At 65.0% G+C, this 24,730-nt stretch carries 31 protein-coding genes; 17 read left to right on the forward strand and 14 right to left on the reverse strand.

Annotated elements, in window-relative coordinates:
- Positions 1-95: 95 nt before the first annotated feature.
- Both meaB and DQG17_RS01245 read left to right on the forward strand, forming a co-directional pair.
- Positions 96-1,079 carry a methylmalonyl Co-A mutase-associated GTPase MeaB gene (meaB, locus tag DQG17_RS01240; RefSeq protein WP_116130943.1) on the forward strand — a complete coding sequence of 328 codons (984 nt, stop codon included), beginning with the start codon at positions 96-98 and terminating at the stop codon, positions 1,077-1,079.
- Entirely contained in the window at positions 1,076-1,984 is a 909-nt protein-coding gene (locus DQG17_RS01245; protein WP_255415622.1) for a DMT family transporter, read from the forward strand. Before meaB ends, DQG17_RS01245 begins: the two co-directional genes overlap by 4 nt.
- A 65-nt stretch (positions 1,985-2,049) precedes the next feature.
- Here the strand turns inward: DQG17_RS01245 and DQG17_RS01250 are convergent, their stop codons facing one another.
- A complete protein-coding gene (locus DQG17_RS01250) occupies positions 2,050-3,117 on the reverse strand; it encodes a dipeptidase (RefSeq protein WP_116130944.1) in 1,068 nt (355 codons plus the stop codon).
- Between the two features lie 238 nt (positions 3,118-3,355).
- On the opposite strand from DQG17_RS01250, the gene rpmB reads away from it, so the two are divergent.
- From rpmB to DQG17_RS01265, 3 genes are all read left to right on the forward strand, one after another.
- On the forward strand, positions 3,356-3,643 hold the full coding sequence (gene rpmB / locus DQG17_RS01255) for a 50S ribosomal protein L28 (RefSeq protein ID WP_116130945.1): 288 nt from the start codon (positions 3,356-3,358) through the stop codon (positions 3,641-3,643).
- A 276-nt stretch (positions 3,644-3,919) separates the two neighbouring features.
- The gene (locus DQG17_RS01260) at positions 3,920-4,264 is read left to right on the forward strand and encodes a hypothetical protein (protein WP_116130946.1); all 345 of its coding nucleotides are present in this window, start codon (positions 3,920-3,922) and stop codon (positions 4,262-4,264) included.
- Between the two features lie 75 nt (positions 4,265-4,339).
- Positions 4,340-4,801 carry a copper chaperone PCu(A)C gene (locus DQG17_RS01265; protein ID WP_116130947.1) on the forward strand — a complete coding sequence of 154 codons (462 nt, stop codon included), beginning with the start codon at positions 4,340-4,342 and terminating at the stop codon, positions 4,799-4,801.
- A gap of 84 nt (positions 4,802-4,885) precedes the next feature.
- Here DQG17_RS01265 and DQG17_RS01270 read toward each other — a convergent pair whose 3' ends face one another.
- The gene (locus DQG17_RS01270) at positions 4,886-5,581 is read right to left on the reverse strand and encodes an NAD-dependent deacylase (protein ID WP_116130948.1); all 696 of its coding nucleotides are present in this window, start codon (positions 5,579-5,581) and stop codon (positions 4,886-4,888) included.
- A gap of 196 nt (positions 5,582-5,777) precedes the next feature.
- On the opposite strand from DQG17_RS01270, the gene DQG17_RS01275 reads away from it, so the two are divergent.
- Entirely contained in the window at positions 5,778-6,260 is a 483-nt protein-coding gene (locus DQG17_RS01275; RefSeq protein ID WP_116130949.1) for a low molecular weight protein-tyrosine-phosphatase, read from the forward strand.
- Positions 6,261-6,325: 65 nt separating this feature from the next.
- On the opposite strand, the gene DQG17_RS01280 is transcribed toward DQG17_RS01275, so the two are convergent.
- From DQG17_RS01280 to DQG17_RS01290, 3 genes are all read right to left on the reverse strand, one after another.
- A complete protein-coding gene (locus DQG17_RS01280; RefSeq protein WP_116130950.1) occupies positions 6,326-6,649 on the reverse strand; it encodes a hypothetical protein in 324 nt (107 codons plus the stop codon).
- Between the two features lie 196 nt (positions 6,650-6,845).
- Positions 6,846-7,421, reverse strand: coding sequence for a hypothetical protein (locus tag DQG17_RS01285; RefSeq protein WP_116130951.1), 576 nt, complete (start codon positions 7,419-7,421; stop codon positions 6,846-6,848).
- A 54-nt stretch (positions 7,422-7,475) separates the two neighbouring features.
- Positions 7,476-7,754 (reverse strand): acylphosphatase, encoded by a 279-nt coding sequence (locus DQG17_RS01290; RefSeq protein ID WP_116130952.1) that lies wholly within the window; start codon positions 7,752-7,754, stop codon positions 7,476-7,478.
- 101 nt (positions 7,755-7,855) lie between these two features.
- Here DQG17_RS01290 and lepA point away from each other — a divergent pair, with 101 nt between their 5' ends.
- The 4 genes from lepA to DQG17_RS01305 all read left to right on the forward strand — a co-directional run bounded on the left by lepA (position 7,856) and on the right by DQG17_RS01305 (position 11,254).
- Complete coding sequence (lepA, locus tag DQG17_RS01295) at positions 7,856-9,655, forward strand: translation elongation factor 4 (protein ID WP_116130953.1); 1,800 nt, start codon at positions 7,856-7,858, stop codon at positions 9,653-9,655.
- A gap of 176 nt (positions 9,656-9,831) precedes the next feature.
- Complete coding sequence (locus tag DQG17_RS21570) at positions 9,832-10,209, forward strand: hypothetical protein (protein ID WP_157973480.1); 378 nt, start codon at positions 9,832-9,834, stop codon at positions 10,207-10,209.
- Between the two features lie 295 nt (positions 10,210-10,504).
- Entirely contained in the window at positions 10,505-10,879 is a 375-nt protein-coding gene (locus tag DQG17_RS01300; protein ID WP_116130954.1) for a glycine zipper family protein, read from the forward strand.
- A gap of 198 nt (positions 10,880-11,077) precedes the next feature.
- A complete protein-coding gene (locus tag DQG17_RS01305) occupies positions 11,078-11,254 on the forward strand; it encodes a CTP synthetase (protein ID WP_116130955.1) in 177 nt (58 codons plus the stop codon).
- Between the two features lie 19 nt (positions 11,255-11,273).
- Here DQG17_RS01305 and DQG17_RS01310 read toward each other — a convergent pair whose 3' ends face one another.
- On the reverse strand, positions 11,274-11,648 hold the full coding sequence (locus DQG17_RS01310; RefSeq protein WP_116130956.1) for a hypothetical protein: 375 nt from the start codon (positions 11,646-11,648) through the stop codon (positions 11,274-11,276).
- A 92-nt stretch (positions 11,649-11,740) separates the two neighbouring features.
- Between DQG17_RS01310 and DQG17_RS01315 the strand changes: the two genes are divergently transcribed.
- On the forward strand, positions 11,741-12,508 hold the full coding sequence (locus DQG17_RS01315) for an alpha/beta fold hydrolase (protein ID WP_116130957.1): 768 nt from the start codon (positions 11,741-11,743) through the stop codon (positions 12,506-12,508).
- Positions 12,509-12,598: 90 nt separating this feature from the next.
- Complete coding sequence (locus tag DQG17_RS01320) at positions 12,599-12,874, forward strand: hypothetical protein (RefSeq protein WP_116130958.1); 276 nt, start codon at positions 12,599-12,601, stop codon at positions 12,872-12,874.
- A 44-nt stretch (positions 12,875-12,918) separates the two neighbouring features.
- On the opposite strand, the gene DQG17_RS01325 is transcribed toward DQG17_RS01320, so the two are convergent.
- The 5 genes from DQG17_RS01325 to DQG17_RS01345 all read right to left on the reverse strand — a co-directional run bounded on the left by DQG17_RS01325 (position 12,919) and on the right by DQG17_RS01345 (position 16,753).
- A complete protein-coding gene (locus DQG17_RS01325) occupies positions 12,919-13,101 on the reverse strand; it encodes a hypothetical protein (protein WP_116130959.1) in 183 nt (60 codons plus the stop codon).
- 269 nt (positions 13,102-13,370) lie between these two features.
- Positions 13,371-14,156 (reverse strand): 3-oxoadipate enol-lactonase, encoded by a 786-nt coding sequence (gene pcaD / locus DQG17_RS01330; protein ID WP_116130960.1) that lies wholly within the window; start codon positions 14,154-14,156, stop codon positions 13,371-13,373.
- A gap of 22 nt (positions 14,157-14,178) precedes the next feature.
- The gene (locus tag DQG17_RS01335; protein WP_116130961.1) at positions 14,179-15,189 is read right to left on the reverse strand and encodes a threonine/serine dehydratase; all 1,011 of its coding nucleotides are present in this window, start codon (positions 15,187-15,189) and stop codon (positions 14,179-14,181) included.
- Positions 15,186-16,070: an alpha/beta fold hydrolase gene (locus DQG17_RS01340; protein ID WP_116130962.1), complete on the reverse strand. Its 885-nt coding sequence runs from the start codon at positions 16,068-16,070 to the stop codon at positions 15,186-15,188. Before DQG17_RS01340 ends, DQG17_RS01335 begins: the two co-directional genes overlap by 4 nt.
- Entirely contained in the window at positions 16,067-16,753 is a 687-nt protein-coding gene (locus DQG17_RS01345; RefSeq protein WP_116130963.1) for a haloacid dehalogenase type II, read from the reverse strand. Before DQG17_RS01345 ends, DQG17_RS01340 begins: the two co-directional genes overlap by 4 nt.
- 162 nt (positions 16,754-16,915) lie before the next feature.
- Between DQG17_RS01345 and DQG17_RS01350 the strand changes: the two genes are divergently transcribed.
- Positions 16,916-17,380 carry a VOC family protein gene (locus DQG17_RS01350; protein WP_116130964.1) on the forward strand — a complete coding sequence of 155 codons (465 nt, stop codon included), beginning with the start codon at positions 16,916-16,918 and terminating at the stop codon, positions 17,378-17,380.
- Positions 17,381-17,432: 52 nt separating this feature from the next.
- Here the strand turns inward: DQG17_RS01350 and DQG17_RS01355 are convergent, their stop codons facing one another.
- From DQG17_RS01355 to fabA, 3 genes are read right to left on the reverse strand one after another with little or no spacing between them, the layout of a single operon-like run.
- Complete coding sequence (locus DQG17_RS01355) at positions 17,433-18,221, reverse strand: enoyl-ACP reductase (RefSeq protein ID WP_116130965.1); 789 nt, start codon at positions 18,219-18,221, stop codon at positions 17,433-17,435.
- Between the two features lie 6 nt (positions 18,222-18,227).
- Positions 18,228-19,457 (reverse strand): beta-ketoacyl synthase N-terminal-like domain-containing protein, encoded by a 1,230-nt coding sequence (locus DQG17_RS01360; protein WP_116130966.1) that lies wholly within the window; start codon positions 19,455-19,457, stop codon positions 18,228-18,230.
- A 27-nt stretch (positions 19,458-19,484) separates the two neighbouring features.
- Positions 19,485-19,997 (reverse strand): bifunctional 3-hydroxydecanoyl-ACP dehydratase/trans-2-decenoyl-ACP isomerase, encoded by a 513-nt coding sequence (fabA, locus tag DQG17_RS01365; RefSeq protein WP_116130967.1) that lies wholly within the window; start codon positions 19,995-19,997, stop codon positions 19,485-19,487.
- A gap of 174 nt (positions 19,998-20,171) precedes the next feature.
- Here fabA and irrA point away from each other — a divergent pair, with 174 nt between their 5' ends.
- The 4 genes from irrA (at position 20,172) to DQG17_RS01385 (ending at position 24,594) form a co-directional block, all read left to right on the forward strand.
- Entirely contained in the window at positions 20,172-20,588 is a 417-nt protein-coding gene (gene irrA, locus DQG17_RS01370; protein ID WP_116130968.1) for an iron response transcriptional regulator IrrA, read from the forward strand.
- Positions 20,589-20,856: 268 nt separating this feature from the next.
- Positions 20,857-22,275, forward strand: a complete 1,419-nt coding sequence (locus DQG17_RS01375) for a uracil-xanthine permease family protein (RefSeq protein WP_116132521.1) — start codon at positions 20,857-20,859, stop codon at positions 22,273-22,275.
- Positions 22,276-22,533: 258 nt separating this feature from the next.
- The gene (gene miaB / locus DQG17_RS01380) at positions 22,534-23,856 is read left to right on the forward strand and encodes a tRNA (N6-isopentenyl adenosine(37)-C2)-methylthiotransferase MiaB (protein WP_116130969.1); all 1,323 of its coding nucleotides are present in this window, start codon (positions 22,534-22,536) and stop codon (positions 23,854-23,856) included.
- Between the two features lie 138 nt (positions 23,857-23,994).
- A complete protein-coding gene (locus DQG17_RS01385) occupies positions 23,995-24,594 on the forward strand; it encodes a hypothetical protein (protein WP_116130970.1) in 600 nt (199 codons plus the stop codon).
- The last annotated feature ends 136 nt before the right edge of the window (positions 24,595-24,730 follow it).

The raw sequence follows: 24,730 nt of genomic DNA on the forward strand, positions 1-24,730 counted from the left end.
TGGACATTCACTGCATGGTGAGGGCAAGACAAGGCGCGATCCGCAGGCGGATCGCACCATGACAAGTGACGACAGGAAAGACGAGGGCAGGGGCCATGGATATCGATGATCTGGCACGCCGGGTACTGGATGGCGAACGCAGGGCGCTGGCCCAGTCGATCACACTGATCGAGAGCGCGCGCGCCGATCACCGGGCGAAGGCCGTGATGTTGTCGGACAAGCTGGCGGGATCGGGGCGGCAGGCGCTGCGGGTCGGGCTGTCCGGAACGCCGGGGGTCGGCAAGTCGACCTTCATCGAAAGCTTCGGGCTGATGCTGACCGAGCGCGGGATGCGCGTTGCCGTGCTGGCGGTCGATCCCTCGTCGGCGCGGTCTGGCGGGTCGATCCTTGGCGACAAGACGCGGATGGAGCGGCTGTCGCGCGACCCGAATGCCTTCATCCGGCCATCGCCAAGCCGCAGCCAGCTTGGCGGCGTCGCGCGCCGCACCCGCGAGGCCGTGGCGCTCTGCGAGGCGGCGGGGTTCGATGTGGTGCTGATCGAGACCGTTGGCGTCGGCCAGTCCGAAACCACGGTGGCCGAGATGTCGGATGTCTTCCTGCTGCTGCTGGCGCCCGCGGGCGGCGATGAGTTGCAGGGGGTCAAGCGTGGGATCATGGAGATCGCCGACATGATCGTGATCAACAAGGCCGACGGTGAGCTGAAACCGGTCGCAAACCGGACTTGTGCCGATTATGCGGGCGCCCTGCGGCTGCTGCGCAAGCGCCCCGAGGATCCCGAGGGGTTCCCCAAGGCGATGACCGTTTCCGCGGTGGCGGGCGATGGGCTGGAACAGGTCTGGGAAGAAATATCGGCACTGGCCGACTGGCGGCGCGAGACCTCGCACTGGCGCGCGCGGCGCGCCAATCAGGCCCGCAACTGGTTCGAGGAAGAGGTGCGGATGGGGCTGCTCGAGCGGCTGACCGCCACACCCGACATGCGGGCACGGATGAAGGCGCTTGGCCTGCGCGTGGCCGAGGGCCAGATCGCCCCGACCGCCGCGGCCTTCGAGATGCTCGACACGCTCGACGGCGCGCGGTGACACGCGCGAGGTTGCGCGGTCTTTCCGACAACCTCCGCGGTGCGGCCTTCATGGTCGCGGCGATGGCGGGATTTGCGCTCGAGGACATGAGCCTGAAGGGGGCAGCGCAAAGCCTGCCGGTCGGGCAGGTGATGATGCTGTTCGGGCTGGGCGGGACGCTGGCCTTCGCGCTGCTGGCCCGGCAGAAGGGCGAGCCACTGCTGCATCCCGATATGGTGGCGCCTCGGATGCTGCTGCGGATGGTGGCGGAATCGACGGGGCGGCTGTTCTATACCCTTGCGATTGCGCTGACGCCGCTGGTCAGTGCCTCGGCGATCCTGCAGGCGACGCCGCTTGTGGTGGTCGCGGGCGCCGCGCTGCTGTTCGGCGAAACCGTGGGCTGGCGGCGATGGGCGGCGATCCTTGCGGGACTTGCCGGGGTGCTGCTGATCCTGCGGCCGGGGCTTTCGGGGTTCGAGCCGGCCTCGGTGCTGGCGTTGCTGGGGATGCTCGGGTTCGCCGGCCGCGATCTTGCCACCCGCGCCGCGCCGAAACGCCTGTCGAACGCCCAGCTTGGGCTTTGCGGGTTTGCGGTGATCGCGCCGACCGGCGCGCTGCTGCTGGTGGTCATGGGGGCGCGGCCGGTCTGGAACGTGGCGGCCTTCGGGATGGTGGGCGCAGGCGTTCTGGTCGGCGTCGCCGCCTACTCGCTTCTGACCGCCGCCATGCGCTGTGGCGAGGTCTCGGTCGTCACACCGTTCCGCTATACCCGCCTGCTGTTTGGCATCGCACTTGGCATTCTGGTGTTCGGCGAACGGCCCGATGCGGCGATGCTGGCGGGCAGTGCCATCGTGCTGGCGGCGGGGCTTTATACCCTGCTGCGCGACCGGCGGGCCAGCCGCAGGGCCGGCGCGCCGGGTGGGTAAAGCTGACGTTTTGCGGCAGCTTCTGATCGGAGCGATCTGATTTATCGTGATTTCACTGTGGAGTTCTAGGTCCCCAGGGTCCGCTCCAGATGGGCCAACCAGTTCTCATGCGCCAGCTTTCGGATCAGCGCGCTGTCATAGCCATGCTCGCGCAGCGCGCCAATCAGCCGTTGCAGCCCGGCCGCATCGCCCAGCACCTCGGGGACCACGCAGCCGTCGAAATCCGAGCCGAAGCCGACGTGATCCTCGCCCAGCCTGCCGATCAGATGATCGAGATGGCGCAGCATCGGGTCCCAGCCGCAGTCCGTGCCGGGGCGTCCGTCGGGGCGCAGGAAGAAGGTGGCAAAGTTCAGCCCGACCATGCCGCCGCTGTCGGCGATGCGGTCAAGCTGGCGGTCGGTCAGGTTGCGCGGGCTGGGGCAGACCGCATGGGCGTTCGAATGGGTGGCAACCAGCGGTGCGGTGGACAGATCCGCCACATCGTCGAAGCCCTTTTCGTTCAGGTGCGACAGGTCGATCATGACCTTCAGCGCATTGCATTCCCGCACTAGGTCCTTGCCCGCCTCGGTCAGACCCGGGCCTGTGTCAGGGCCGCCCGGAAAGGCAAAGGGAACGCCATGGCCAAACACGGTCGGGCGGCTCCAGACCGGGCCGAGCGAACGCAGCCCGAGCGCGTGGAACACATGCAGCGCATCGAGGTCTGCGCCGATCGCCTCGGCGCCCTCCAGATGCAGCACGCCCGCGATCTTGCCCGCGGCCATCGCGGCGCGGATCTCGGCCGCGGTGGTGCAATGCGCGAAATCGTCGGGGGCAGACCGTGCCATCCAGAGCCATTGGCCCACCATGTCGAGCGTCTGGGTGATGGCGAGCGCCGGGTCGAGCGCCGGCGGCACGTTGATCTGATAGGGCGCGGCGGGCATCGGCCCCGATTCGTCGGGTCCGCCGCGATAGGGGGGCGAGGGCACGAAAATCGCGAACAGCCCGCCGGCAAAGCCGCCCGCGCGCATCCGCGGCAGATCGAGGTGCTTCTGGCCGCCCTGCGCAAGCCAGGTTGCCGCGCGCTGTGCGGGGTCGCGGGCAAGCCGCAGCAGGAAATCGTTGTGGCCGTCGAAGACCGGGACAGGTTCGTCCATGGCAGGCATTCCTCAGGCGCGGCAGAGGCCGCAGCCGGACGACACTAGACCGGTGCGGTATCGCGGGCCAGAGCCTGCGAAACGGTTGCGGGGAATCGGCTTGACACCGCCGGCAGGTTGGCTTTTAACGCGCGGACGGAATTCGGGGCGCCCCGGCCGGATCTGGCGCTGGTCATGCCAGCAGGATCAAGCCGATGGGACGGGCCCCATTTGTCATACGGAACTCGAGGAATAACCCATGTCGCGTGTCTGCGAACTGACCGGTAAAGGCCCGATGGTTGGCAACAACGTCAGCCACGCCAACAATAAGACCAAGCGTCGCTTCCTGCCCAACCTGCAGGTTGTCACGCTGATTTCGGACGCTCTGGGGCGTTCGTTCAGCCTGCGCATCTCGGCGGCTGCGCTGCGGTCGGTCGACCACCGTGGCGGGCTTGATGCCTATCTGGCGAAGGCCAAGGACGTCGAACTGTCCGAAAAGGCGCTGAAGATCAAGAAAGACATCGCCAAGCTTCAGGCTGCCGCCTGATCCAGATGCGATCCGGGCCTTGGCCCGAATGTCTGCCCGGCCCCGCTCTGCGGGGCCGTTTCGTTTTGACGGACGCAAGCGGTTGACGTCCGGTGCCCGATGGTCAGGATCTGCCGCTCGGCCGGGCTCCCTGCGGTGCAACATTTCCGACATTTCGCAGGTGAAGCGCGCCGTTCGACCCGGCATCGCAGCCCAAGCCTGCAATCCCCAGCCATTCCGGCCGATTCAAGGATTTCGGGCATTGCCATTGGGGGCGGTGCCCGTAGTCTGCGCGCCATGAATTCTCTGCGTCGCCTTCTGTTTTCCCTGTTGGTGCTGACCCTTGGCCTGTCGACCCACGCGGTCGGCATGGCGCGCGGGCAGATGCCGGCTGCGGGCGAGATCGTGCTGTGCACCGGGCAGGGGGTCGTCACGATCTCGGTCGATGACCGGGGCAACCCGGTCGAACGCCACACGCTCTGCCCCGAGAACTCTGCGACCCTGCTTGCGGCCGTGGCACTACCGGCGCCGGCATTGCCGGTGCTGCCGGTTGTCCATTGGCGGCGGGCGCGGCCCGTGGTGCTGGCATGCCCGCAGTGCGGCCTTGCGCGCACGCGCCACGCAAGGGCGCCCCCGGTCTGACCCTGGCTTGCGGTCCGTGCAACTGGCCGCCCCTTTCCACGTTTCAGACCTATTCGAGATTTCAGGAGACGACCCATGTCGTTCAAGCTTCTTGTGGCGGCCCCGACCGCCGTTGCCACCGTTCTTTCCCTCGCGCTCCCCGCGCTCGCGGATATCGAGATCCGTGATCCCTATGCCCGCGCCGCCATGGCCAATGCCAAATCGGGCGCCGCCTTCATGGAGATCGTCAATACCGGCCCCGAGGATGACCGACTGATCGGCGCTGATTCCGACATCGCGATGAAGGTCGAGCTGCACACCCATATCGAGGATGCGAACGGTGTGATGAAGATGATTCAGGTCGAAGAGGGCTTTCCGGTGCCCGCAGGCGAGAGCCACATGCTGCAGCGTGGCGGCGACCACGTGATGTTCATGGGCCTGACCCGGCCGATGGCGGATGGCACCGAAGTGGCGGTGACGCTGCATTTCGAGAAGGCGGGCGATGTGACGATCGAGGTTCCGGTCGACCTGCAACGCCAGCCGATGTCAGGCAACTGAGGTCCGACACCGCGTCGGGAGGTGTCGGCCCGCCTGGGCCGACGCCGCCGACAGGTCGCATGGCAGATTTCGATCAGACGTCGATCAGACGGTGGCCAGCAGATGATCGACCCATGCCGGAACGATCCGGGTCGCAGGGCCGATCAGGCTTTCCTCGAAGGCGTCGTTGCCGTCCGCGCCTTCGAGGTTGATATTGATCGTCCGCGCTCCTGCGGCGGCGGCAAGCATCACGAAGCCCGCGGCCGGATAGACCTGCCCCGAGGTGCCGATGGCGGCGAAAAGCTCGGCGTCGCGCAGATGGCGGTCGATCTCTTCCATGTGATAGGGCATCTCGCCGAACCAGACCACATCGGGGCGGGTCGCGACGCAGTCGCAGGCGGGGCAACGTCCCGCCGCCGACATCTCGCCCGCGACCGGCCAACGCGCGCCGCAGAGCACGCAGAGCCCCTGCATCAGCTCGCCATGCATGTGGATCACGGTTCGCTGCCCGGCACGTTCGTGCAGATCGTCGATATTCTGGGTAATCAGAACCACATCGCCGGGCCATTCGGCCTCGAGCCGCGCCAGCGCCGCATGGGCGGCATTGGGGCTTGCCGCCATGGCATTGGCGCGACGGGCATTGTAGAAATCATGCACCAGCGTCGGATTGCGAACGAAGCCGCGCGGGGTCGCGACATCCTCGAGATCGTATTGCGACCAGATCCCGCCGACGTCGCGAAAGGTCCCGAGCCCGCTTTCGGCCGAGATCCCGGCGCCGGTCAACAGGACGATCTTTCGCATGAAACCTGCCTTTGCTGAAACTGACCCCACGTCGTGCCCGTTTTCAGACCTAGGCGGCAGGGCCGTCTCCGTCGAGGCCTCCGAAAGTCGCAGGCGAATCGTGCCGGCCCTGCCATGCGGCGGGCGCCGGTCCGGTCGTGCCCGGGGGTCAGAATAGCTGCCTTGACCGCGCCGGGACGGGCGATATGGAAAGGGAATGTCGCTTGATGGAAATGCCAGACCGCCCAGTGTCCTGTTCGTCTGCCTCGGCAATATCTGCCGCTCGCCGACTGCGGAAGGCGTGGCGCGCCGCATGGCAGCCCTCGGCGGGGTCGAGGCGATCTTCGACAGTGCCGGAACCGATGCCTATCATGGCGGCTCCGCCCCCGATCCGCGAATGCAGAAGGCCGCGCGCGAGTACGGATATGACCTGAGGGGGCTGATCGCGCGGCAGTTTCTGGCCGAGGATTTCGAACGCTTCGATCTGATTCTGGCGATGGACCGCAACAATCTCAGGGCCATCGAGGATCTGCGTCCGCGCGGCAACACGACCCCGGTGCGGCTGTTTCTCAGCTATGGACCGTCAGAGCGGCTCGACGTGCCCGACCCGTATTATTCGGGCGGGTTCGATGCGGTGGTACGGCTGATCGAACATGGGGTCATGGGGCTGCTTGCCGATCTGCGCGAGATGCACCTATAGGTTCGCCGTCCCCGCAGCGGGGCCGGCAAGCAAGCGGCGCGGATACGCCGCGTCCCCGGCGGTGCCTATTGGCAGATGCTGCCGGCACTGACTCCGAAGGCCTTGTAGCGGCGCCAGAATTCCTCGTGCTGGTCGCGGTCGGACTGGCGGATGTCCTGCGCCTTCTGGGGATCCTTGAAGAACTTTGCCGCCTGGCGCTGGTCGGACGGCGTCAGCATCTGGTCGGCGACCCGCTGGATGCAATTGCACAGCGGCTTGGAAGCCGCGCGGCGGTCGGAGTTCATGCAGGCGCGTTCGATGGTGGAACGTGCCTCGGCGGTCTGTGTGGAGGAGATGACTGCCGGAACGGTCAATAGCGCTGCCACTGCGGCTGCGGTCAGGATTTTCATGGTGCTCTGCCTCAAATCGATAGGCCACCGTCTTGCTGCGGTATGGGCCCGAACGGGGTCCACCATGGCAGACTAGAAGCGATTCGCCAATTTTCGATGGAATGTTTCGCGACATTTGCTGTGTCGGCGGGGTTTTGCCGCCACGGACGAAACAGGCGCAGATCCCCCGCCCTGTCGCAACCTGTGCCTTCCGCAGCTAGATCGGCAGATCGGACGGCGAAAGCTGCCGACGAACTAGTTGCTGAGACTGTCTTTCCCGCCGGTAGAACGGGATGCTCCATTGGTTGTTTTCGACCTTCACGGCAAACGACCCAAGCTTGAACAGAACGGGCATCTCTTTGCCGCCGAAATCCGTGGCGTCGGCGCGGATGCACAGGATGAACGCGCCGGTTTCCAGTCTTATCCGGGGGACGGCAAGTGTGATCGACGTCGCCTTTCCAGGGTTGGCTATCCAGACGTCGTCGAGTTCGACCGAGGTGAGGTCTGGTGTCGTGTCCTCAGGGCAAGCGTCTTGTTCGGCGCCACGAAAGATCAAGAAGACCGGCGAATGGACCACAATGTCGCGCGTTCCGGTGTTCACAAGAACAAACTGCGCTTCGATGCTTGCCGGAACGTCCTGCTGCCTGTCCGTTCGTTGTACGGCATCCGTCAGGTGGATCAGGGTCGCCGCTGGCGTTGCCATCAGTCCGCGAACGTCGAACGCGAGCGTCGTTACTGATATCAGGAAGGCGGTGAAGGCGAAGAAAAGGGTGACGTAGTCTTTCGTTCCCATCGGTCGAAGATCCTGCTTGATGGCGTCACCCCTTCGAGCGAGACGGTGCGCCTGCTAACGAGATATCCGGAACCCCGCCGCCACGTCCTCGGACAGCGGATCGGTCTGAACGGCGTCGACCCTTGCGGCGGGCGGGCCCGACCACAACGCCCGCACCATCCCTGCCACGCGATCCGCAGGCCCGGCAATGACCGCCGCCACCGACCCGTCCCCCTCGTTGCGGACCCAGCCGTCGAGCCCGCGGGCCTGTGCCTCGGCACAAGTCCAGGCGCGAAAGCCGACGCCCTGAACCCGGCCGGTCACGCTGGCCCGGATTGCCACCCGTTTTGTCATCTGGCCCTCCCTCGCCGGACAGTCTGGCATGGCCTGCCGGGCACCGGCAAACCCATTCGACGGCCATTGACCAATCCTTGTTTCCCCCTCATATCCGGGCCATGACCGACCTTGATCACATCCGGAACTTCTCGATCGTCGCCCATATCGACCACGGGAAATCCACCCTTGCCGACCGGCTGATCCAGCTGACCGGCACGGTCGCCGAACGCGACATGAAAGAGCAGATGCTCGACGCCATGGATATCGAGCGCGAGCGCGGCATCACGATCAAGGCGAACGCGGTGCGGATCGACTATCCGGCGCGCAACGGCAAGACCTATGTGCTGAACCTGATCGACACCCCGGGCCACGTCGACTTCGCCTATGAGGTCAGCCGCTCGATGCGCGCGGTCGAAGGCTCGCTGCTGGTCGTCGATGCGACGCAAGGGGTCGAGGCGCAGACGCTTGCCAACGTCTATACCGCGCTCGATGCCGGCCACGAGATCGTGCCGGTGCTGAACAAGATCGACCTGCCGGCCTCCGAGCCGGACCGGATCAAGGCGCAGATCGAGGACGTGATCGGGCTTGACGCCTCGGAGGCGATCGAGATCTCGGCCAAGACCGGCGTCGGCATCCCCGAGGTGCTGGAGGCCATCGTCCACCGCCTGCCCGCGCCGACGGGCGAGCGCGACGCGCCCTTGAAGGCGATGCTGGTCGACAGCTGGTACGATTCCTATCTGGGCGTCGTCGTCATGGTACGGATCATGGACGGCGTGATGCGCAAGGGCGACCAGATCCGCATGATGCAGACCGGGGCGAAATACGGCATCGACAAGCTTGCCGTGCTGCGCCCGCAGATGACCGACATTGCCGAACTCGGCCCGGGCGAGATCGGCGTGCTGACCGCCTCGATCAAGCTGGTGCGCGACACCCGGGTCGGCGACACGATCACCCATGACAAGAAGCCCTGCGCCGAACCGCTGCCGGGGTTCAAGCCGTCGCAGCCGGTGGTGTTCTGCGGGTTGTTCCCGGTCGACAATGCCGAATTCGAGGATCTGCGCGACGCGATCGAGAAGCTGGCGCTGAACGACGCCTCGTTCAGCTATGAGATGGAGACCTCGGCCGCCCTCGGCTTCGGCTTCCGCTGCGGCTTCCTCGGGCTTTTGCACCTCGAAGTCATCCGCGACCGGATCGAGCGGGAATACGACATCGACCTGATCACCACCGCGCCCTCGGTGGTCTACAAGATCCACCTGCGCGATGGCACCGAGCTGGAACTGCACAACCCCGCCGACATGCCCGACCCCGCCACCATCGATCATATCGATGAGCCGCGGATCATCGCCACGATCATGGTGCCCGACGAATACCTCGGCGACGTGCTGAAGCTGTGCCAGGACCGCCGCGGCATCCAGCAGGACCTGACCTATGCCGGCAGCCGCGCCATGGTGGTCTATGACCTGCCGCTGAACGAGGTCGTGTTCGATTTCCACGACCGGCTGAAATCGGTCACCAAGGGCTATGCCAGCTTTGACTATCACCTGTCGGGCTATCGCACCGACAATCTGGTGAAAATGTCGATTCTGGTGAACGACGAGCCGGTCGATGCGCTGTCGATGATGGTCCACCGCGACCGCGCCGACGCCCGCGGCCGGCTGATGTGCGAAAAGCTGAAGGACCTGATCCCGCGCCACATGTTCAAGATCCCGATCCAGGCCGCCATCGGCGGCCGGGTGATCGCGCGCGAGACCCTGTCGGCCATGCGCAAGGACGTGACCGCCAAGTGCTATGGCGGCGACGCGACGCGGAAGAAGAAGCTGCTGGAGAAGCAGAAGGCCGGCAAGAAGAAGATGCGCCAGTTCGGGAAGGTGGATATCCCGCAGGAAGCGTTCATCAATGCGCTGAAGATGGATGGGTGAGTAGATATAAATTGCCTCCGATCTGACCGACATACTGGAGGGTATCGAGGCTAAGTCGGTGGACTCGAGAGCAAAAGGCCATTCATGCTTTTGGTGAGCACGAGCAACGCATTGAGGATCTGTGCAACTGGAAACGTCCGCATTTTTCGGCAGAGAATAAGAACTTTGGAGCGCCGGTGAGAAAGTTTTTCGTTTTCAAACAAAATGACATTGATCCAAACCCAGAGGTGCTTGAAGGTATTCGTAGGGCCTTGGATTTTGTATTTAAATTTGCCGAGTATGCTTTAGTCACTGGCGTTTTCATATTTTTGGCAATCACAACATCGAATTGGGCGGTTGGACTGATAGCGGTTATTCTGTTTTTTCTATTGTATTCCTATCTTGTCGCTTTGCTTACAGGGTTTCAATTTTTCTTCTGGCGAAGTGCCGGTTCATGGTGGACTAAAACTCTTCTCTTTGTTTTAGATTCATCGTTGTATGTTTTTTTATTTTTGACGCTACTCGCTGCGATGTATGCCGTGATTAAAGCAATGGCGGAAGGAGTAGGTATCTGAGTGCAGCGGCTACCAGAAAAAGTGTTCCGGGCTTTTTGCTCTCAATAGGTGGCCTGTGGCTCCGTCTACGGGCGACGTAAACGATTATGGTCTGGCGCTGTGGTCTGTTTCGATGATCGCGCACTAGATGCGGGAAGGAACGATCTATTGTTGCGGAAGATTCTCGTCTCCTGTTGAGTAGCAATCGCCGTTCAGGAAATATTGTCTTTTCCCACACGTAAGCTAGACAGGTGTTGTGGTTCGTCCACGGACGGACGCCATACCAAGCTGTTTCCACGTGCCGAAAGGGCCCAAGATGCTCCGCCTCAAAGTCTTCTCTGTCATCCCGATGATCGCTCTGGTCGCGGCCTGCTCGAACATGGGCGCCAATTATACGCCGATCATCGACGGCCCGGTGGGTCCGAACTATGCCAACGATCTGGCGCAATGTCAGGCGCTGGCGCGCCAGCAGGGCACGCTCGATGCGAATACGGCCGGCATGGCGCTTGGCGGCGCGGCCGTTGGCGGGGCCACGGCGGCAATCGTCAACAACAAGGGCAGCAATGCGCGCGACGCCGCGATGGTTGGCGCCCTGGTCGGCGGCGCGGCAAGTGCGGCCAGCAACGTCAACAGCAAGGAAGTCATCGTGCGCAACTGCATGCGCGGACGCGGCTATAACGTCGTCAAGTAAGGCTGACTGGAAGCGGCCCCTGCCTTTGTGGCGGGGGCCATCTGCGGGCGGGCCGAGCAGGGGGCATTCGCCCGCGGGGTCATGGCACGCTCCGGCCGTTGGCGGCCCCGCCGTCCGGTTTGACCTGGGTCAAGGCGGAAAAGGCATATCGCAGATAGAGGATCGGGCCGACAGCACCCCAGCCGGAGGCCAGGTCTCATGTACCGTCTTGCCATGCTCTTGTTTCTCGTGATCGGCGCCTCGATGGCCGGCATCCTCATCGTCGCGGTGCTGGTCGCCGGGATGGACACCAAGACGCCGATCCTTGTGGCGGCGATCTTGGGCTTTGCGCTGGCCGTACCGGTCAGCTGGATTGTGGCGCAGCGGCTGTCCTGAGCCGGGCCGACGCGGCGGTTCAGACCCGGCCGGTCCAGGCCAGCCAGGCGATCACCAGCGCGCCGATCAGCAGCAGATTGAACGCAAGCGGCGCCACGATGCCGAGGATGCGGCCGATCATCCGGTCGCGCGGGTCGATGGCGGTCAGATGGGCGCGCAGTTCGGCCTGGGCGCGGGCGACATGGTCGACGTCGATCTGACGGCGCAGCCGCGGGTGCTGCCACAGCTGCTCCATCTGAACCAGATAGGCGCCTTCCTGACGCAGCCGTCGCGGCAGCAACCGGCCGCCGCGGCGCATCTTGGCCGCAAGCGTTGCGTCCCCGCGCACGCCGAGTCTCTCGCGCATCAGCCGGGCAAGGTCGGCATTGGTCTCTGGCAACGATATGTCGATCATGGCGTGGTTCTAGCCTGTTGCCGGGGACGGGAAAACCGGGAATGAAGGGCGCGCGGCGCAGATCGCTCCCGCCTTGACCGAGAGGAACCGCCATGCTGAAGACCTATCGCTCCGGCCCCGAGACCGGCACGCCGCTGCTGATCGTGCACGGGCTGTTCGGATCGGCCCGGAACTGGACCGCGATCACCCGGCGGCTGGCCACGACGCGCCCGGTGATCGGCGTCGACATGCGCAACCATGGCGAGAGCCCGTGGCAGCCGACCCAGAGCTATGAGGACATGGCAGGGGATCTGGCCGAGGTGATCGCGGCGACCGGCGGGCCGGCCGATGTGCTGGGCCATTCGATGGGCGGCAAGGCCGCGATGGTGCTGGCATTGACGCGGCCGGACCTGGTGCGGCGCCTGATCGTTGCCGATATTTCTCCTGTGACTTATGGCCACACGCAGATGCCGCTGATCGAGGCGATGCAGCGGCTGGACCTGTCGGACCTGAAGACGCGCAGCGAGGCCGACCGGCGGCTGGCGGCAGAGGTCGACGAGCCCGCGGTGCGCGCCTTCCTGCTGCAGTCGCTGGACATGAAGGCCACGCCGCCGCGCTGGCGGCTCAACCTGAAGGTGTTGGCCTCCGACATGGAAAAGATACTGGGGTTTCCGAAGGTTTCCGGGTCTTTCGAGGGGCCGGTCCTGGTCGTCTCGGGCGGCAATTCGGACTATGTTCAGGCCGCGCATCGAGCCGAAACGACAGCGCTGTTCCCGCGGGCCCGCTTTGTGAAGATCCCCGGCGCCGGGCACTGGATCCACGCCGAGAAGCCGCAGGAATTTGCAGCGACGGTCGCCGCCTGGTTGGATCAGGCGGCCTGACGCTCACCCGCTTTTGATCGACATCAATGTTCGCTTAAGGAATTTTCTGCTAACGTTACGTCACGTGGGTCGCCGAAAGGGGAGGATAGGATGATCACACTTGACGATATCGAGGACATGAACAGCCTCGGCCGTGACCAGATTGCGGCAATCGCGGAACATGAACGCATCGGCGATTTCGATGCGTCCATGCTGGCGGAATATCTGATGCACATGCCGAAAGGCCCGCAGAAGGTGCAGCAGATGATCTGCGACGACATGCGCGAAGCGATGCGAAAGGCGGATCTGGACCATGCCAGGGCGCTGTTCCTGACGCTGCAGCGCTTCATGGTCGATCACCCCGAGGCGGTTCGCGGATCTGCATGAGCGCCAGGATCAGGCTGTTTAGAAACGACTACGCGGGTGTCAGTTCAACTCTCGTAGAGTTTCTTCGCAATCAGCCACGCCACCGGCAAGCCGAGGATCAGCCCGGCCACGATGGCAGCCACAATCGCCTGCGCGGTTACAAGGCCCATGACCAGCACGGTGACAATGCCCACGCCCATGATGACGGTTGAGGTAAGCGAATAGATCAGGGTGACCAGTCGAAGCATTCCGGGATCCTTCAGGACATCGGGTATATTCGCGCCGGGTAACAGCCCGTCCCGCAACAGTCCTTGATACCAATCAAAAGGCGCCTCTCGGAGGCGCCTTTTCTGTGAACAATCCTCTGTGCCCGGTTCCCTGCGCCCCGTTTTCTGAGCGCCGTTCTCTGCGCGCCGGGGCGTTCGCCGCCATATGACGTCTGGCGGGCGCCCATCCCCTGGGGCTGGTTCAGCAGGTCTGCAGCGGGCCGGTCGGGGCCAGCCGCCGCCCTTGCGGGCTAATGCCCGATCCGCTCGAGGAAGGTCACCAGCCTCTCGGCATAGTTGCGGGGCTGTTCGATCCCCGGCATGTGGCCTGCACCGCGGATCAGGTGAAACTCGGAGCCTTTCACAAGGGCTGCAGTCTCGCGCACCAGATCGGCCGGGGTCGAGCCGTCGTCGCTGCCGGCGATGGCGAGGGTCGGCAGTGTCAGGCCCGAGAGCGGGGTGTAGAAATCGGTGCCCGAGATCGCGTGGCAGCAGCCGATATAGCCCTCGAGCGGCGTCCGGGTCAGCATGTTGCGCCACAGCGAGACCTCGGGCGTGGCGCGATAGCCGGCGGTAAACCATTTCTCCATGGTCGCGTCGGCAATTGCCTCGATCCCGCTTTCGCGCAACGTGGCGATCCGCTGCTGCCAGATCTGGGCGGTGCCGATCTTGGCGGCGGTGTTCGACAGCACCATGGCGCGCACCAGATCGAGCCGCTTGATCGCCAGTCCTTGCGCCACAAGCCCGCCAATGGACAGCCCGACGAAGACACAGTCCGAGACGTCGAGCGCCTCGATCAGGCGTTCGGCGTCATGCACCAATGCGCCCATGGAATAGGGCGGGGCCGGGCAATCGGACAGGCCGTGGCCGCGCATGTCGTATCGGATCAGGCGATAGCGGTCGGGCAGGCGGTGGATCACCCGGTCCCAGATCCTGAGGTCGGTGCCGAGCGCATTGGCGAACACCACCGCCGGGCCCGTGGGGTCGCCGTCCTGACGCCAGTGAAGCGCGACGTCGCCAAGATCTGCCATCTGCATGGGCGCCTCCCTGGGGCCGGGGTCAGGATATTGCGGCGATCTCGGGCGCGAACCGCTCGAGCGCGGTCGCGAACAGCGCCGGGTCCACATTGCCACCCGAGGCGATCACGATCAACGGCCGGTCGGGCAATGCATCGCCGCGGAACAAGGCTGCTGCGAGGGCCGCCGCGCCGCCGGGTTCGACCACGATCTTGAGCCGCAGGAAGGCCTGTACCATCGCCTGCAGTGCCTCGTCGTCGGTGATCTGCAGTCCGGGGCCGCAGAGCCGCTGGAGTACCGGAAACGTCACCTGACCCGGTGCCGGGGTCAGGATTGCGTCGCAGATCGAACCATCGAGCCGTTCGTTGCGCAGGATCTCGCCCGCGGCGAGCGAGCGGGCGGTATCGTCAAAGCCTTGCGGTTCGGCCGGACGAACGCGGAACCCCGGCGCGCGCGCCTCAAGCGCCAGCGCCACCCCCGAGGTCAACCCACCGCCACCGCAGGGCACCAGAACCTCGGCCTCGGTGATCCCTGCCTCGGCGGCCTGTTCGGCGATCTCGAGCCCCGCCGTGCCCTGACCCGCGATCACCAGTGGTTCGTCATAGGGTTTGATCAGGGTCAGCCCACGGTCGGCGGCAAGTTTCAGGCCGATCTCCTCGCGGCTTTCCAAAGCGCGGTCATAGAGCACGACCTCGGCGCCAAGCGCGGCCGTATTGGCGCGTTTCAGTGCCGGCGCGTCCGAGGGCATGACGATCACCGCAGGCAACCCCCGCAGTCGGGCGGCCATCGCCACGCCCTGGGCGTGGTTGCCCGAGGAATAGGCGATCACCCCGCGCGTGCCCTCGGGCAGGACCGAGACCGCCGACCAGGCGCCGCGGAACTTGAAGCTGCCGGTATGCTGCAGGCATTCGGCCTTGATCCACAGCGGCCGGCCGACAAGCGCGTCGAGAAAGGGCGAGTTCAGCAGCGGCGTGCGCCGGACCCGGCCGGCGAGGCGGTGGGCCGCAGCCTCGATCGAGGCGATGGAGACGGGAGTTTCGGGAAGGTTGGTCATGTTGAAGGGCCTGCGAATGTTTGCGCGACGGGTCCCGTCATGGGCTGCGTGACCCGCGCAAGATAGGTTTCGATTGCCCCGATAGCCTCGGCTTCGTCGAGGAAGGGCACATGGCCGCGGTCGGGTACTGCGGCAAAGATGATGTCGGGCTTGCGCCGTATCATTTCGGCCGCCGTCTCGGCCGCCAGAACGTCGGAATTGGCGCCGCGTATCAGCGCCATGGGCAGCGGGGTCAGCGCGTCGAAAAGCGGCCAGAGGTCGGACAGCGCGCCATTCGCCGTCTGTTCGATCACCGCCTGCCGCAGCGCGGGGTCATAGCGCAGATCGAGCCCCTCGGGCGTCTCGATCCAGCGGTGGCGGGCAAAGGCAAGCCAGGTGTCCCGCGGCACGTTCCGGAACCGCGGTGCAAGCTGCTCGGGCAGTCGGTCGGCGGCGTCCTCATAGCTGCGGAACCCGGGTCTCGACCCGAGCTGGGCCATGATATGCGCCAGACCCGGGGTCTCGACGGCCGGGCCGATATCGACCAGGATCGCCCCGAGCAGCCGGTCGGCATGGGAGACCGCCAACGACAGCGCGATCAGCCCGCCACGCGAGGTGCCGAGGATCGTCGCGCGTTCGATCCCGAGGCGATCGAGCAGCGCCAGCGCGTCGCGGCCCTCGTGGATGATGTTGTAATTGCTGTGATCGGGGTCGAACTCCGACAGGCCGCGGCCGCGGTAATCCATGCGGATGATCCGCGCCCGGTCGGCGAAGGTCGCGACCACGGGGTCGAAGTCGGCCATGTTGCGGGTCAGGCCCGCAAGACAGAGGATCGGATGGCCCGCGCCCTGGTCGTCATAGGCAAGGCGCAGCCCATCTGGAGCGTTGAAATATTCGGTCATGGTCCCTTGACGAGTTCTGGAACGGGGGCGAGGTCCGGCAGGATGAAGCTCGGTCCCCAGGGAAGGCGGTCGACGGGCAGGCCCGCGCGGTTGACCCAGGCGGTGGCAAAGCCATAGCCGCGGGCGCCGGCGGCGTCCCAGCCGTTCGAGGACACGAACAGGACCTCGGACCGGTCGCAACCGAATTCTGCGCCGACGAGGTCATAGACCCGCGCGTCCGGTTTATAAACCCCGGCCGATTCGACGCTGAGCAGCGCATCGAGCATCGTGCCGACACCGGCCGAGGCGACGGCGGCCTCCAGCATCGCGGGACTGCCGTTCGACAGGATCGCGGTGCGCACGCCGGTCGCCTTGAGCGCGGCGAGCGTCGCGGGCACCTCGGGATAGGCATCAAGCTCGTCATAGAGCTTCAGCAGCCGGGTGCGAAGGGCGGGGTCGGCCAGTTCGAGCTGTTCGAGCGCATAGTCGAGCGCCTCGGCGGTCACCCGGGCAAAATCGGCATGGGCGCCGGTGATCGCGCGCAGCCAGGTGTACTGCAGCTGTTTGTCGCGCCAGAGCGTGGCAAGGCCCTGCCATCGCCCGGAAAGGGCGGCGCCCGCAGGTTCTGCGGCAGCCCGGCGTGCGGCCGCTGTCACGTCGAAGAGCGTGCCATATGCGTCGAAGACCGCGATCGGGAACCGCATTTCCGCTCTCCTGTCGTTGCGCTGCGACATTTGCACAGCGTTGCTGGCAAGGAAACCGGCCAAAGCGTCCCGCTGTGGCGCGACCGGGCAGCGCCTGTGCAGGCGGTTGCAACAGGTCTATGGTCAGGATGCGCGGACCCGGAAGCTGGAGGAGGAGCGATCATGAGCGTGAATCACGGGCTGATCTGGTGGAGCGAGTTGATGACCCGCGACGTGCAGGCGGCCAAGAGCTATTACCACGACGTCTGCGGCTGGAGTTTCGACACGATGCCGATGGGAGAGAACACCTATCTTGTGGCCATTGCCCACGGCAACCCGGTGGCCGGCATCATGGATGTCACCGGGCTGGACGGAATGGACAACGCTCAGCCGCATTGGTTCACCTACATCGCGGTCGACGATATCGACGCCGCGCTCGAGGGCACGGTCGCGACCGGCGGCGAAGTGCTGCGTGCGCCGTTCGACGTTCCCGACGTCGGTCGCATCGGGATCGTGCGCGATCCGTCCGGCGCGGCGGTGGGCCTGATGACCCCGGTGTTTCCGCTCGACGGCCAGGTCGACAGGGACTTGCAGGAGGAAATGGTCGATATGGATGCCCCGACGGACGACGAGAACTTTCCGATCTGACCGCTGGGGTCGGGCCGGCATGGCCGGTGCCTTTACCTTCGGCGCGGGCGGATCAGAGGTTCTCGGGCTGTGGCATTCCCAGAACGTGGAAGCCGCCGTCGACATGGATGATCTCGCCCGTGGTACAGGCGCCGGCATCCGATGCCAGATAGACAGCGGTGCCGCCCACGGCATCGAGCGTCGCGTTCGCGCGCAGCGGCGCATTGGTATCGCAATGCCGGAAAGTCGCCCGTGCGCCGCTGATGGCGGCACCGGCAAGCGTCTTCATCGGCCCGGGAGAGATCGCGTTGACCCGGATCCCCTCGGGGCCGAGGTCGTTGGCCAGATAGCGCACCGCCGATTCGAGCGCCGCCTTCGCCACGCCCATCACGTTGTAATAGGGCGTCACCCGGTTCGATCCCTGATAGGTGAGGGTCAGGATGCACCCGCCACCGGGCATCAGCAGCGCGGCGCGCCGCGAGACCTCGATCAGCGAATAGCAGGAGATCGTCAGCGAATTGCGGAAGTTCTCGCGCGAGGTGTTGATGAAGCGCCCGGCAAGCTCGTTCTTGTCGGAATAGGCAATGGCATGCACGAGGAAATCGAGCCCGCCCCAGCGTTCGGCGATGGTCGCAAAGGCTGCGTCCAGCGAGGCGTCGTTCATCACGTCGGCATCGACGAGGATCGTGGCCCCGAGCGAATCCGCCAGCGGTTTGACCCGCTTGCCAAAGGCCTCGCCCTGATAGGTGAAGGCAAGCTCGGCGCCTTCGGCAGCCATGGCTTTCGCGATCCCCCAGGCAATCGAGCGGTCGTTCGCGACGCCCATGATCAGCCCGCGCTTGCCCTTCATCAGATCAGCCATGGACCCTCACCCGTCAAATTTCGAAAGAAGCATGGACCCGTTGGTCCCGCCGAAGCCAAAGCTGTTGGTCATGACCGTATCCAGCCCGGCATCGAGGACAGTTTCGGTAGCGATCTCTTCCGGCTTCAGGTCCGGATCGAGGGTAGCGACATTGATCGAGGGGGCGATGAAATCGTCCCGTAGCATCAGAAGGCAGAACACCGTTTCCATCGCACCGGCAGCCCCCTGGGCGTGTCCGGTCATGGACTTGGTCGAAGACACCGGCGGGGTCGTGCCCGCGCCAAAGACCCGGCGCACGGCCGCGATCTCGCCGACATCGCCAACCGGGGTCGAGGTGCCGTGCGCATTGATATAGCTGATCTTGCGGCCTTCGGGAAGCCCGGTCAGCGCCAGGTTCATCGCGCGTTCGCCGCCCTCGCCCGAGGGTGCGACCATGTCGTGGCCATCCGAGGTGGCGGCAAAGCCCGTAACCTCGGCATAGATCTTGGCGCCGCGGGCCAGCGCGTGGTCGAGTTCTTCGAGCACCACCATGGCGCCGCCGCCCGAGATGACAAAGCCGTCGCGGCTGACATCGAAGGCGCGGGATGCGGTCGCGGGCGTGTCGTTGTATTTCGACGACATGGCCCCCATTGCATCGAACAGGCACGACAGCGTCCAGTCGAGTTCCTCGCCGCCGCCGGCGAACATCACGTCCTGCTTGCCCATCATGATCTGTTCCGCAGCATTGCCGATGCAATGCAGCGAGGTCGAGCAGGCCGAGGTGATGGAATAGTTGACGCCCTTGATCTTGTAGGCGGTGGCAAGGTTCGCCGAGATCGTTGAGGACATGCACTTCGGCACCGCGAAGGGACCGATCCGCTTGGTCGCGCCGGTCTTCAACACGCTCTGATGGGCGACGAGCAGTGCCGAGGTCGAGGGTCCGCCGGACCCCGCGACAAGCCCGGTGCGCGGGTTCACCACGTCTTTTTCCTCAAGCCCCGCGTCGGCGATCGCCTGGGTCATGGCGATATAGGCATAGGCCGCGCCTTGCCCCATGAAGCGCAGGGCGCGCTTGTCGATATGCTCGGCCGGGTCGATCCGAAGCTGGCCCGAGACCTGGCTGCGGAATCCGTGTTCGGCCATCGCCTCGTCGAAGACGATGCCCGACTGGCCGGCTTTCAGATTGGCGGTGACTTCCTCGGAGGAATTGCCGATCGGGGAAACGATTCCCAGACCGGTGACGACGACGCGACGCATTGGGATCTCCTCGAGCTCCGTTGCGGTTCAGGAGGCGGCTTCGGCGAGCCCCACCTTCAGACCCTTGACGTTATAGATCTCTTCACCATCGGCCAACACCCGGCCGTCAGCGACGCCGAGCTTGAGCTTGCGGTCGATGACCCGGGTGAAATCGATGAGGTAGGTGATCAGCTTGTTGGTCGGGCGGACCATGCCCGTGAACTTGACCTCGGCCGCGCCAAGCGCAAAGCCTTTGCCCTTCATGCCGCGCCAGCCCAGATTGAAACCGGTCAGTTGCCACAGGCCGTCAAGCCCGAGGCAGCCCGGCATTACCGGGTTGCCCGGAAAATGGCATTCGAAGAACCAAAGGTCGGGGGTGATGTCGAATTCTGCCACCACATGCCCTTTGCCATGCAGCCCGCCATCGTCAGAAATATCGGTGATGCGATCGGCCATCAGCATCGGCGGCAGCGGCAATTGTGCATTTCCGGGCCCGAACATCTCGCCGCGGCCACAGGCCAGCAGTTGTTCCTTGTCGAAACGTGTCGGTCTTTCCGCCATGCCACCTAGCCTCCCGTCATTATAGCCTGCTTTGCGCTCTCTATCACCCGCTGTCGATCCGGTGCAAGGCGGCAAGGACCGGGACGCACGCGGCGCGATCAGGTGTTTTTATTTGAATTCCAGCGACAAAGTGGCATATATCAGAAGATCAAAAGAGGTTAGCGACAACATCCGATGTTGGATCAGAGCTCAGGGCGCGGTGTAACATGGCTGGCGGGAGGTGCATTGCGCCCGACCCGGCAGCGGCTTGTTCTGGCCGAATTGCTTGTCGGCGACGGCATGAACCGCCACGTCACGGCCGAAAGCCTGTTCGATGCGGTGCGCGATGCCGGCGAGCGGGTGTCGCTGGCGACTGTCTACAACACCCTGCGTGCGTTCTGCGAGGCCGGGCTGATCCGCGAGATCACTGTTGACGGCACCAAGAGCTATTTCGACACGCGGACTGACGACCATCCCCATTTCTATTGGGAAGACACCCAGACCCTGACCGATGCCCCGGCTGCCGAATTGAAGATCGTCAGCCTGCCGGTTCCGCCCGCCGGCGCCGAAGTGACCAGCGTCGACGTCGTGATCCGGTTGCGGCGGGCCTGACCGCGGCAATTTGGCGTGACGCGTGACGCGGCGCCTGGCCTGCCGATGCGGGACGAGCCCTGAGCGGCCTCAATACCGCGCGCTGAGCCGTCCTGATGCCAATCGAATTCACCGTGTAAATTCCATCGTGTAACTGTGCGCCCGATGAGCAATCTGCCAAAAATACGGGCAGATCCCGTTCTGCGCCTCCGGGAAGCCGGCACGTGCTTGATCGCAGGGCACGACGTCGGCTGATTGGCAAGAAATTGGCAAGATGGGGACAGATACGATGAAGACGGCCATGATCGGCACGCCTGCACAGATGCGGGATCCGAATTTCACACCGCCCCTGGCAAAGACCATCCCGCTGGGGATCCAGCACGTCATGGCGATGTTCGTCGCCAACGTCACGCCGGCGATCATCGTTGCGGGGGCGGCAGGCTTCGGCTTTGGCTCCAATTCGCCCGATTTCCCGCAACTGCTCTACATGATCCAGATGTCGATGCTGTTTGCAGGCATTGCGACGCTGTTCCAGACTATCGGTTTCGGCGCCGTCGGGGCGCGTTTGCCGATCGTGCAGGGCACGAGCTTTGCCTTCATCCCGATCATGATCCCGCTGGTCGTCGGGCAGGGCGTTGCGGCGCTGCCGGCGCTGTTCACAGGCGTCTTCCTCGGCGGGTTGTTCCACGCCTGCCTCGGCTTCGTGATCGGCCGGATCCGCTTCGCCCTGCCGCCGCTGGTGACCGGGCTGGTCGTGTTGATGATCGGACTGGCGCTGGTTCAAGTCGGTATCCAGTATGCCGCAGGCGGCGTGCCCGCGCGCGGCACCGAAAGCTATGGCAGCCTGCTGAACTGGTCGGCGGCGCTGGTCGTCGTGTTCGTCACGCTGGGACTCAAGTTCTATGCCCATGGCATGATCGCGATCTCGGCGGTGCTGATCGGCATTCTTGCCGGCTATGTCTTCTCGATCTTCACCGGGATCCTCAGCATCGATTCGATCACGTCGAGCTGGACCAACGCCGCCGCGTTCTCGCTGCCGGCACCGTTCAAGTACGGTTTCGAGTTCAATATCGCCGCGGTCGTGGGCTTTTGCCTGATGGCCTTCGTGTCTGCGGTCGAGACGGTGGGCGATGTGTCGGGCATCACCAAGGGCGGCGCCGGGCGCGAGGCGACCGACAAGGAGATCCAGGGCGCGACCTTTGCCGACGGTCTGGGCACCGCAGTCGCGGGCGCCTTCGGCGGTCTGCCCAACACCTCGTTCAGCCAGAACGTCGGCCTGATCGCGATGACCGGGCTGATGAGCCGCCATGTGGTGACGGCGGGCGGGATCTTCCTGATCATCTGCGGTCTGGTGCCCAAGGTCGGGGCGGTGATCCGCACCGTGCCGATCCAGGTGCTGGGCGGCGGCGTGATCGTGATGTTCGGCATGGTCGTCGCGGCCGGTATCTCGATGCTGTCGGACGTGCACTGGAACAAGCGCAACATGGTGATCTTCGCCATCGCCCTTTCGGTGGGCCTGGGACTGCAGCTGGAACCGGGCGCGGTGCAGCATCTGCCGGATTGGTTGAAGGTGCTGGCAACCAGCGGCCTGCTGCCCGCGGCGCTGATCTCGATCGTCCTGAACCTCGTGCTGCCGGACCCGCTGGAGCCCGAAGCGACCGAGGAAATCTCGGGCGGCATGGCGCATACCGAGACCGCGGCCGAGTGATCTGCAGCGACCTCTCACGGCCGGCCGTGAGAGGACCCGCCGCAGAAGAACGCGTCGGGGTGGAAAGGGGGCGCTGCCCCCGTCGCGGCAGGCCGCGACCCCCCCGAGGTATTTCGCCCAAGAAGAAGCGCGAAGGGCCGCGAGCCGGCTTTTGCGAGGGCGGCGGGGACCGGGCGCTGTGGGCCGGTTTCGTGCCGCGACGTTGCGAAGTCGGCGCATCTCGGCTATGCCGCCCGCCAGCGGACAGGAGACCGGGCGATGACCGAGGCGCCGAAGAAGCTTTATATCAGGACCTATGGCTGTCAGATGAACGTCTATGACAGCGAGCGCATGGCCGAGGCCATGGGCGGGGTCGGCTATGAGCTGACCGACGCACCCGAGGGCGCCGACATGATCCTGCTCAATACCTGCCACATCCGCGAGAGGGCGGCCGAAAAGGTCTATTCCGAGCTTGGCCGGTTCAAGGCGCTGAAGACCGCGAACCCGGAGCTGAAGATCGGGGTGGCGGGCTGCGTGGCCCAGGCCGAGGGCGCCGAGATCATGGCGCGCCAGCCGCTGGTCGATCTGGTGGTGGGGCCGCAGGCCTATCACCGGCTGCCCGAGCTGGCAGCGCGGACGCGGGCGGGCGAACGCGCGCTCGACACCGAGTTTCCATCGGAACTGAAGTTCGACCATCTGCCGGCGCGCCCCAGACCGCGGCGCGGACCGACGGCGTTTCTGACCGTGCAGGAGGGCTGCGACAAGTTCTGCGCCTTCTGCGTCGTGCCCTATACCCGCGGCGCCGAGGTCAGCCGCCCCGTTGCCCGCGTGCTGGCCGAGGCCGAGGCGCTGGTCGGGCAGGGGGTGCGCGAGATCACGCTGCTCGGCCAGAACGTCAACGCCTATCACGGCGAGGATGGCGGGCGGGCGCTGGGACTTGCCGGGCTGATCCGGCGGCTTGCCGAGATCGACGGGCTCGACCGCATCCGGTTCACCACCAGCCATCCGCGCGACATGGAGGACGATCTGATCGCCGCCCACGGCGACTGCGCAAAGCTGATGCCCTATCTGCACCTGCCGGTTCAATCCGGCTCGGACCGGATCCTGAAGCGGATGAACCGCGGCCACACAGCCGAGGACTATATCCGGCTGGTCGAGCGCATTCGTGCCGCCCGCCCGGACATCGTCATGTCGGGGGATTTCATCGTCGGCTTCCCCGAAGAGACCGAGGCGGACTTTCAGGCGACGATGGATCTGGTCGCGGCGGTTGGGTACGGCCAGTGCTATTCCTTCAAGTATTCGGCCCGTCCCGGCACGCCGGCGGCCGAGCGACCCATGGTCGATGCCGCGGCGGCCGACGACCGGTTGCAACGCCTGCAGGCGCTTCTGACCCGCCAGCAGCGCAGCGTGCAGGACGCCATGGTCGGCCGCGAGGTCGGCGTGCTGTTCGAGAAACCGGGGCGGATGCCGGGCCAGATGGTCGGCAAGTCCGACCACCTGCACGCGGTGCATGTGCAGACCGACCTGCCGGTTGGCACGCTGGCGCGGGTGCGGATTACCGAAAGCGGCCCCAATTCGCTCGGTGGCGTTCTGGTCGATTGAGCCCGGGCAGCGAGCAATCCGACGGCAATGCCCTCGGGGCCCGGCCGGCGGCTTAGGTGTTTGAACAAAATTCACTTGATATGATCTTCCTGGTGGCGTTCCTATTTTGGCGGTGCAGGCGCAGTTTGTTCTGTCTCGATGCGGGGTGATCTCGACACCGGCGTCGTCAGTGCATCTGCAAAAACCGATCCGGCATGGGTGTATTGGTGCGGGGGAGGAAACTGTGCCGAGTCATCGTCAAGCTTCGCGCAGGTCGCGATCTTCGATACGCTTTCCTTCGACATGGGTGCGCAGGCTTCGACGACCGTTTCGATGACACTTCCCGTCGCGGGTTGGGCGAACATGTGGTTCGAAAGTGACGCCTACGCAGACGTCGAGGCACGAGCGATACTTCGACTCTACGATGTCACCGGCTCGGTATTCCCGTTCAAGGTGGCCGGAACCGACGGTGGCGTCGCGAACTCGATCCAGGCGAACACTCCTTCGATCGGCATCACCGACTATGCGAGCATCGAATTCCGGGGCGTCGCGGACGACGCATTCGACGATCTGCTCTCCGTGACGTTCGAGGCGCAGGCAGATCATGTCTATGCTCTCATGTACTTCATGAGCGGCGGGGTCTATGGCGAAGTCGCCAGCGCGTCCGCGGGAGCACGGGCGACGGGCCCTTTGCAGGTCCTTCTGGAGCCTGACGTGACAGTCCTGAGCGCGTCGGGTCGCTTGCCAGGCACTGTCTAGTCAGCGGATCTGGCAGATCTTCCGAGTGTTCCGCTGCCGCCGGCCATGGGTCTGCTGGCGGGAGGATTCGGCCTGCTCGGCCTTGCAGGGTGCCGCCGCCGGAAAACGGCCTGATCCGGCGGAGTGCCGTCTTGCG

The organism is Tropicimonas sp. IMCC34043, from assembly GCF_003390845.1.
In the GTDB taxonomy this organism is placed as follows: Bacteria; Pseudomonadota; Alphaproteobacteria; order Rhodobacterales; family Rhodobacteraceae; genus Tropicimonas.

What these genes read in the sequence shown, in the direction of transcription:
- meaB (WP_116130943.1), top strand. Translation starts at nt 96, where the DNA reads ATGGATATCGATGATCTGGCACGCCGGGTACTGGATGGCGAACGCAGG.
- DQG17_RS01250 (WP_116130944.1), bottom strand. Translation starts at nt 3,117, where the DNA reads ATGGACGAACCTGTCCCGGTCTTCGACGGCCACAACGATTTCCTGCTG.
- rpmB (WP_116130945.1), top strand. Translation starts at nt 3,356, where the DNA reads ATGTCGCGTGTCTGCGAACTGACCGGTAAAGGCCCGATGGTTGGCAAC.
- DQG17_RS01260 (WP_116130946.1), top strand. Translation starts at nt 3,920, where the DNA reads ATGAATTCTCTGCGTCGCCTTCTGTTTTCCCTGTTGGTGCTGACCCTT.
- DQG17_RS01265 (WP_116130947.1), top strand. Translation starts at nt 4,340, where the DNA reads ATGTCGTTCAAGCTTCTTGTGGCGGCCCCGACCGCCGTTGCCACCGTT.
- DQG17_RS01270 (WP_116130948.1), bottom strand. Translation starts at nt 5,581, where the DNA reads ATGCGAAAGATCGTCCTGTTGACCGGCGCCGGGATCTCGGCCGAAAGC.
- DQG17_RS01275 (WP_116130949.1), top strand. Translation starts at nt 5,778, where the DNA reads ATGTCGCTTGATGGAAATGCCAGACCGCCCAGTGTCCTGTTCGTCTGC.
- DQG17_RS01280 (WP_116130950.1), bottom strand. Translation starts at nt 6,649, where the DNA reads ATGAAAATCCTGACCGCAGCCGCAGTGGCAGCGCTATTGACCGTTCCG.
- DQG17_RS01285 (WP_116130951.1), bottom strand. Translation starts at nt 7,421, where the DNA reads ATGGGAACGAAAGACTACGTCACCCTTTTCTTCGCCTTCACCGCCTTC.
- DQG17_RS01290 (WP_116130952.1), bottom strand. Translation starts at nt 7,754, where the DNA reads ATGACAAAACGGGTGGCAATCCGGGCCAGCGTGACCGGCCGGGTTCAG.
- lepA (WP_116130953.1), top strand. Translation starts at nt 7,856, where the DNA reads ATGACCGACCTTGATCACATCCGGAACTTCTCGATCGTCGCCCATATC.
- DQG17_RS01300 (WP_116130954.1), top strand. Translation starts at nt 10,505, where the DNA reads ATGCTCCGCCTCAAAGTCTTCTCTGTCATCCCGATGATCGCTCTGGTC.
- DQG17_RS01305 (WP_116130955.1), top strand. Translation starts at nt 11,078, where the DNA reads ATGTACCGTCTTGCCATGCTCTTGTTTCTCGTGATCGGCGCCTCGATG.
- DQG17_RS01310 (WP_116130956.1), bottom strand. Translation starts at nt 11,648, where the DNA reads ATGATCGACATATCGTTGCCAGAGACCAATGCCGACCTTGCCCGGCTG.
- DQG17_RS01315 (WP_116130957.1), top strand. Translation starts at nt 11,741, where the DNA reads ATGCTGAAGACCTATCGCTCCGGCCCCGAGACCGGCACGCCGCTGCTG.
- DQG17_RS01320 (WP_116130958.1), top strand. Translation starts at nt 12,599, where the DNA reads ATGATCACACTTGACGATATCGAGGACATGAACAGCCTCGGCCGTGAC.
- DQG17_RS01325 (WP_116130959.1), bottom strand. Translation starts at nt 13,101, where the DNA reads ATGCTTCGACTGGTCACCCTGATCTATTCGCTTACCTCAACCGTCATC.
- pcaD (WP_116130960.1), bottom strand. Translation starts at nt 14,156, where the DNA reads ATGCAGATGGCAGATCTTGGCGACGTCGCGCTTCACTGGCGTCAGGAC.
- DQG17_RS01335 (WP_116130961.1), bottom strand. Translation starts at nt 15,189, where the DNA reads ATGACCAACCTTCCCGAAACTCCCGTCTCCATCGCCTCGATCGAGGCT.
- DQG17_RS01340 (WP_116130962.1), bottom strand. Translation starts at nt 16,070, where the DNA reads ATGACCGAATATTTCAACGCTCCAGATGGGCTGCGCCTTGCCTATGAC.
- DQG17_RS01345 (WP_116130963.1), bottom strand. Translation starts at nt 16,753, where the DNA reads ATGCGGTTCCCGATCGCGGTCTTCGACGCATATGGCACGCTCTTCGAC.
- DQG17_RS01350 (WP_116130964.1), top strand. Translation starts at nt 16,916, where the DNA reads ATGAGCGTGAATCACGGGCTGATCTGGTGGAGCGAGTTGATGACCCGC.
- DQG17_RS01355 (WP_116130965.1), bottom strand. Translation starts at nt 18,221, where the DNA reads ATGGCTGATCTGATGAAGGGCAAGCGCGGGCTGATCATGGGCGTCGCG.
- DQG17_RS01360 (WP_116130966.1), bottom strand. Translation starts at nt 19,457, where the DNA reads ATGCGTCGCGTCGTCGTCACCGGTCTGGGAATCGTTTCCCCGATCGGC.
- fabA (WP_116130967.1), bottom strand. Translation starts at nt 19,997, where the DNA reads ATGGCGGAAAGACCGACACGTTTCGACAAGGAACAACTGCTGGCCTGT.
- irrA (WP_116130968.1), top strand. Translation starts at nt 20,172, where the DNA reads ATGTTGGATCAGAGCTCAGGGCGCGGTGTAACATGGCTGGCGGGAGGT.
- DQG17_RS01375 (WP_116132521.1), top strand. Translation starts at nt 20,857, where the DNA reads ATGAAGACGGCCATGATCGGCACGCCTGCACAGATGCGGGATCCGAAT.
- miaB (WP_116130969.1), top strand. Translation starts at nt 22,534, where the DNA reads ATGACCGAGGCGCCGAAGAAGCTTTATATCAGGACCTATGGCTGTCAG.
- DQG17_RS01385 (WP_116130970.1), top strand. Translation starts at nt 23,995, where the DNA reads ATGCGGGGTGATCTCGACACCGGCGTCGTCAGTGCATCTGCAAAAACC.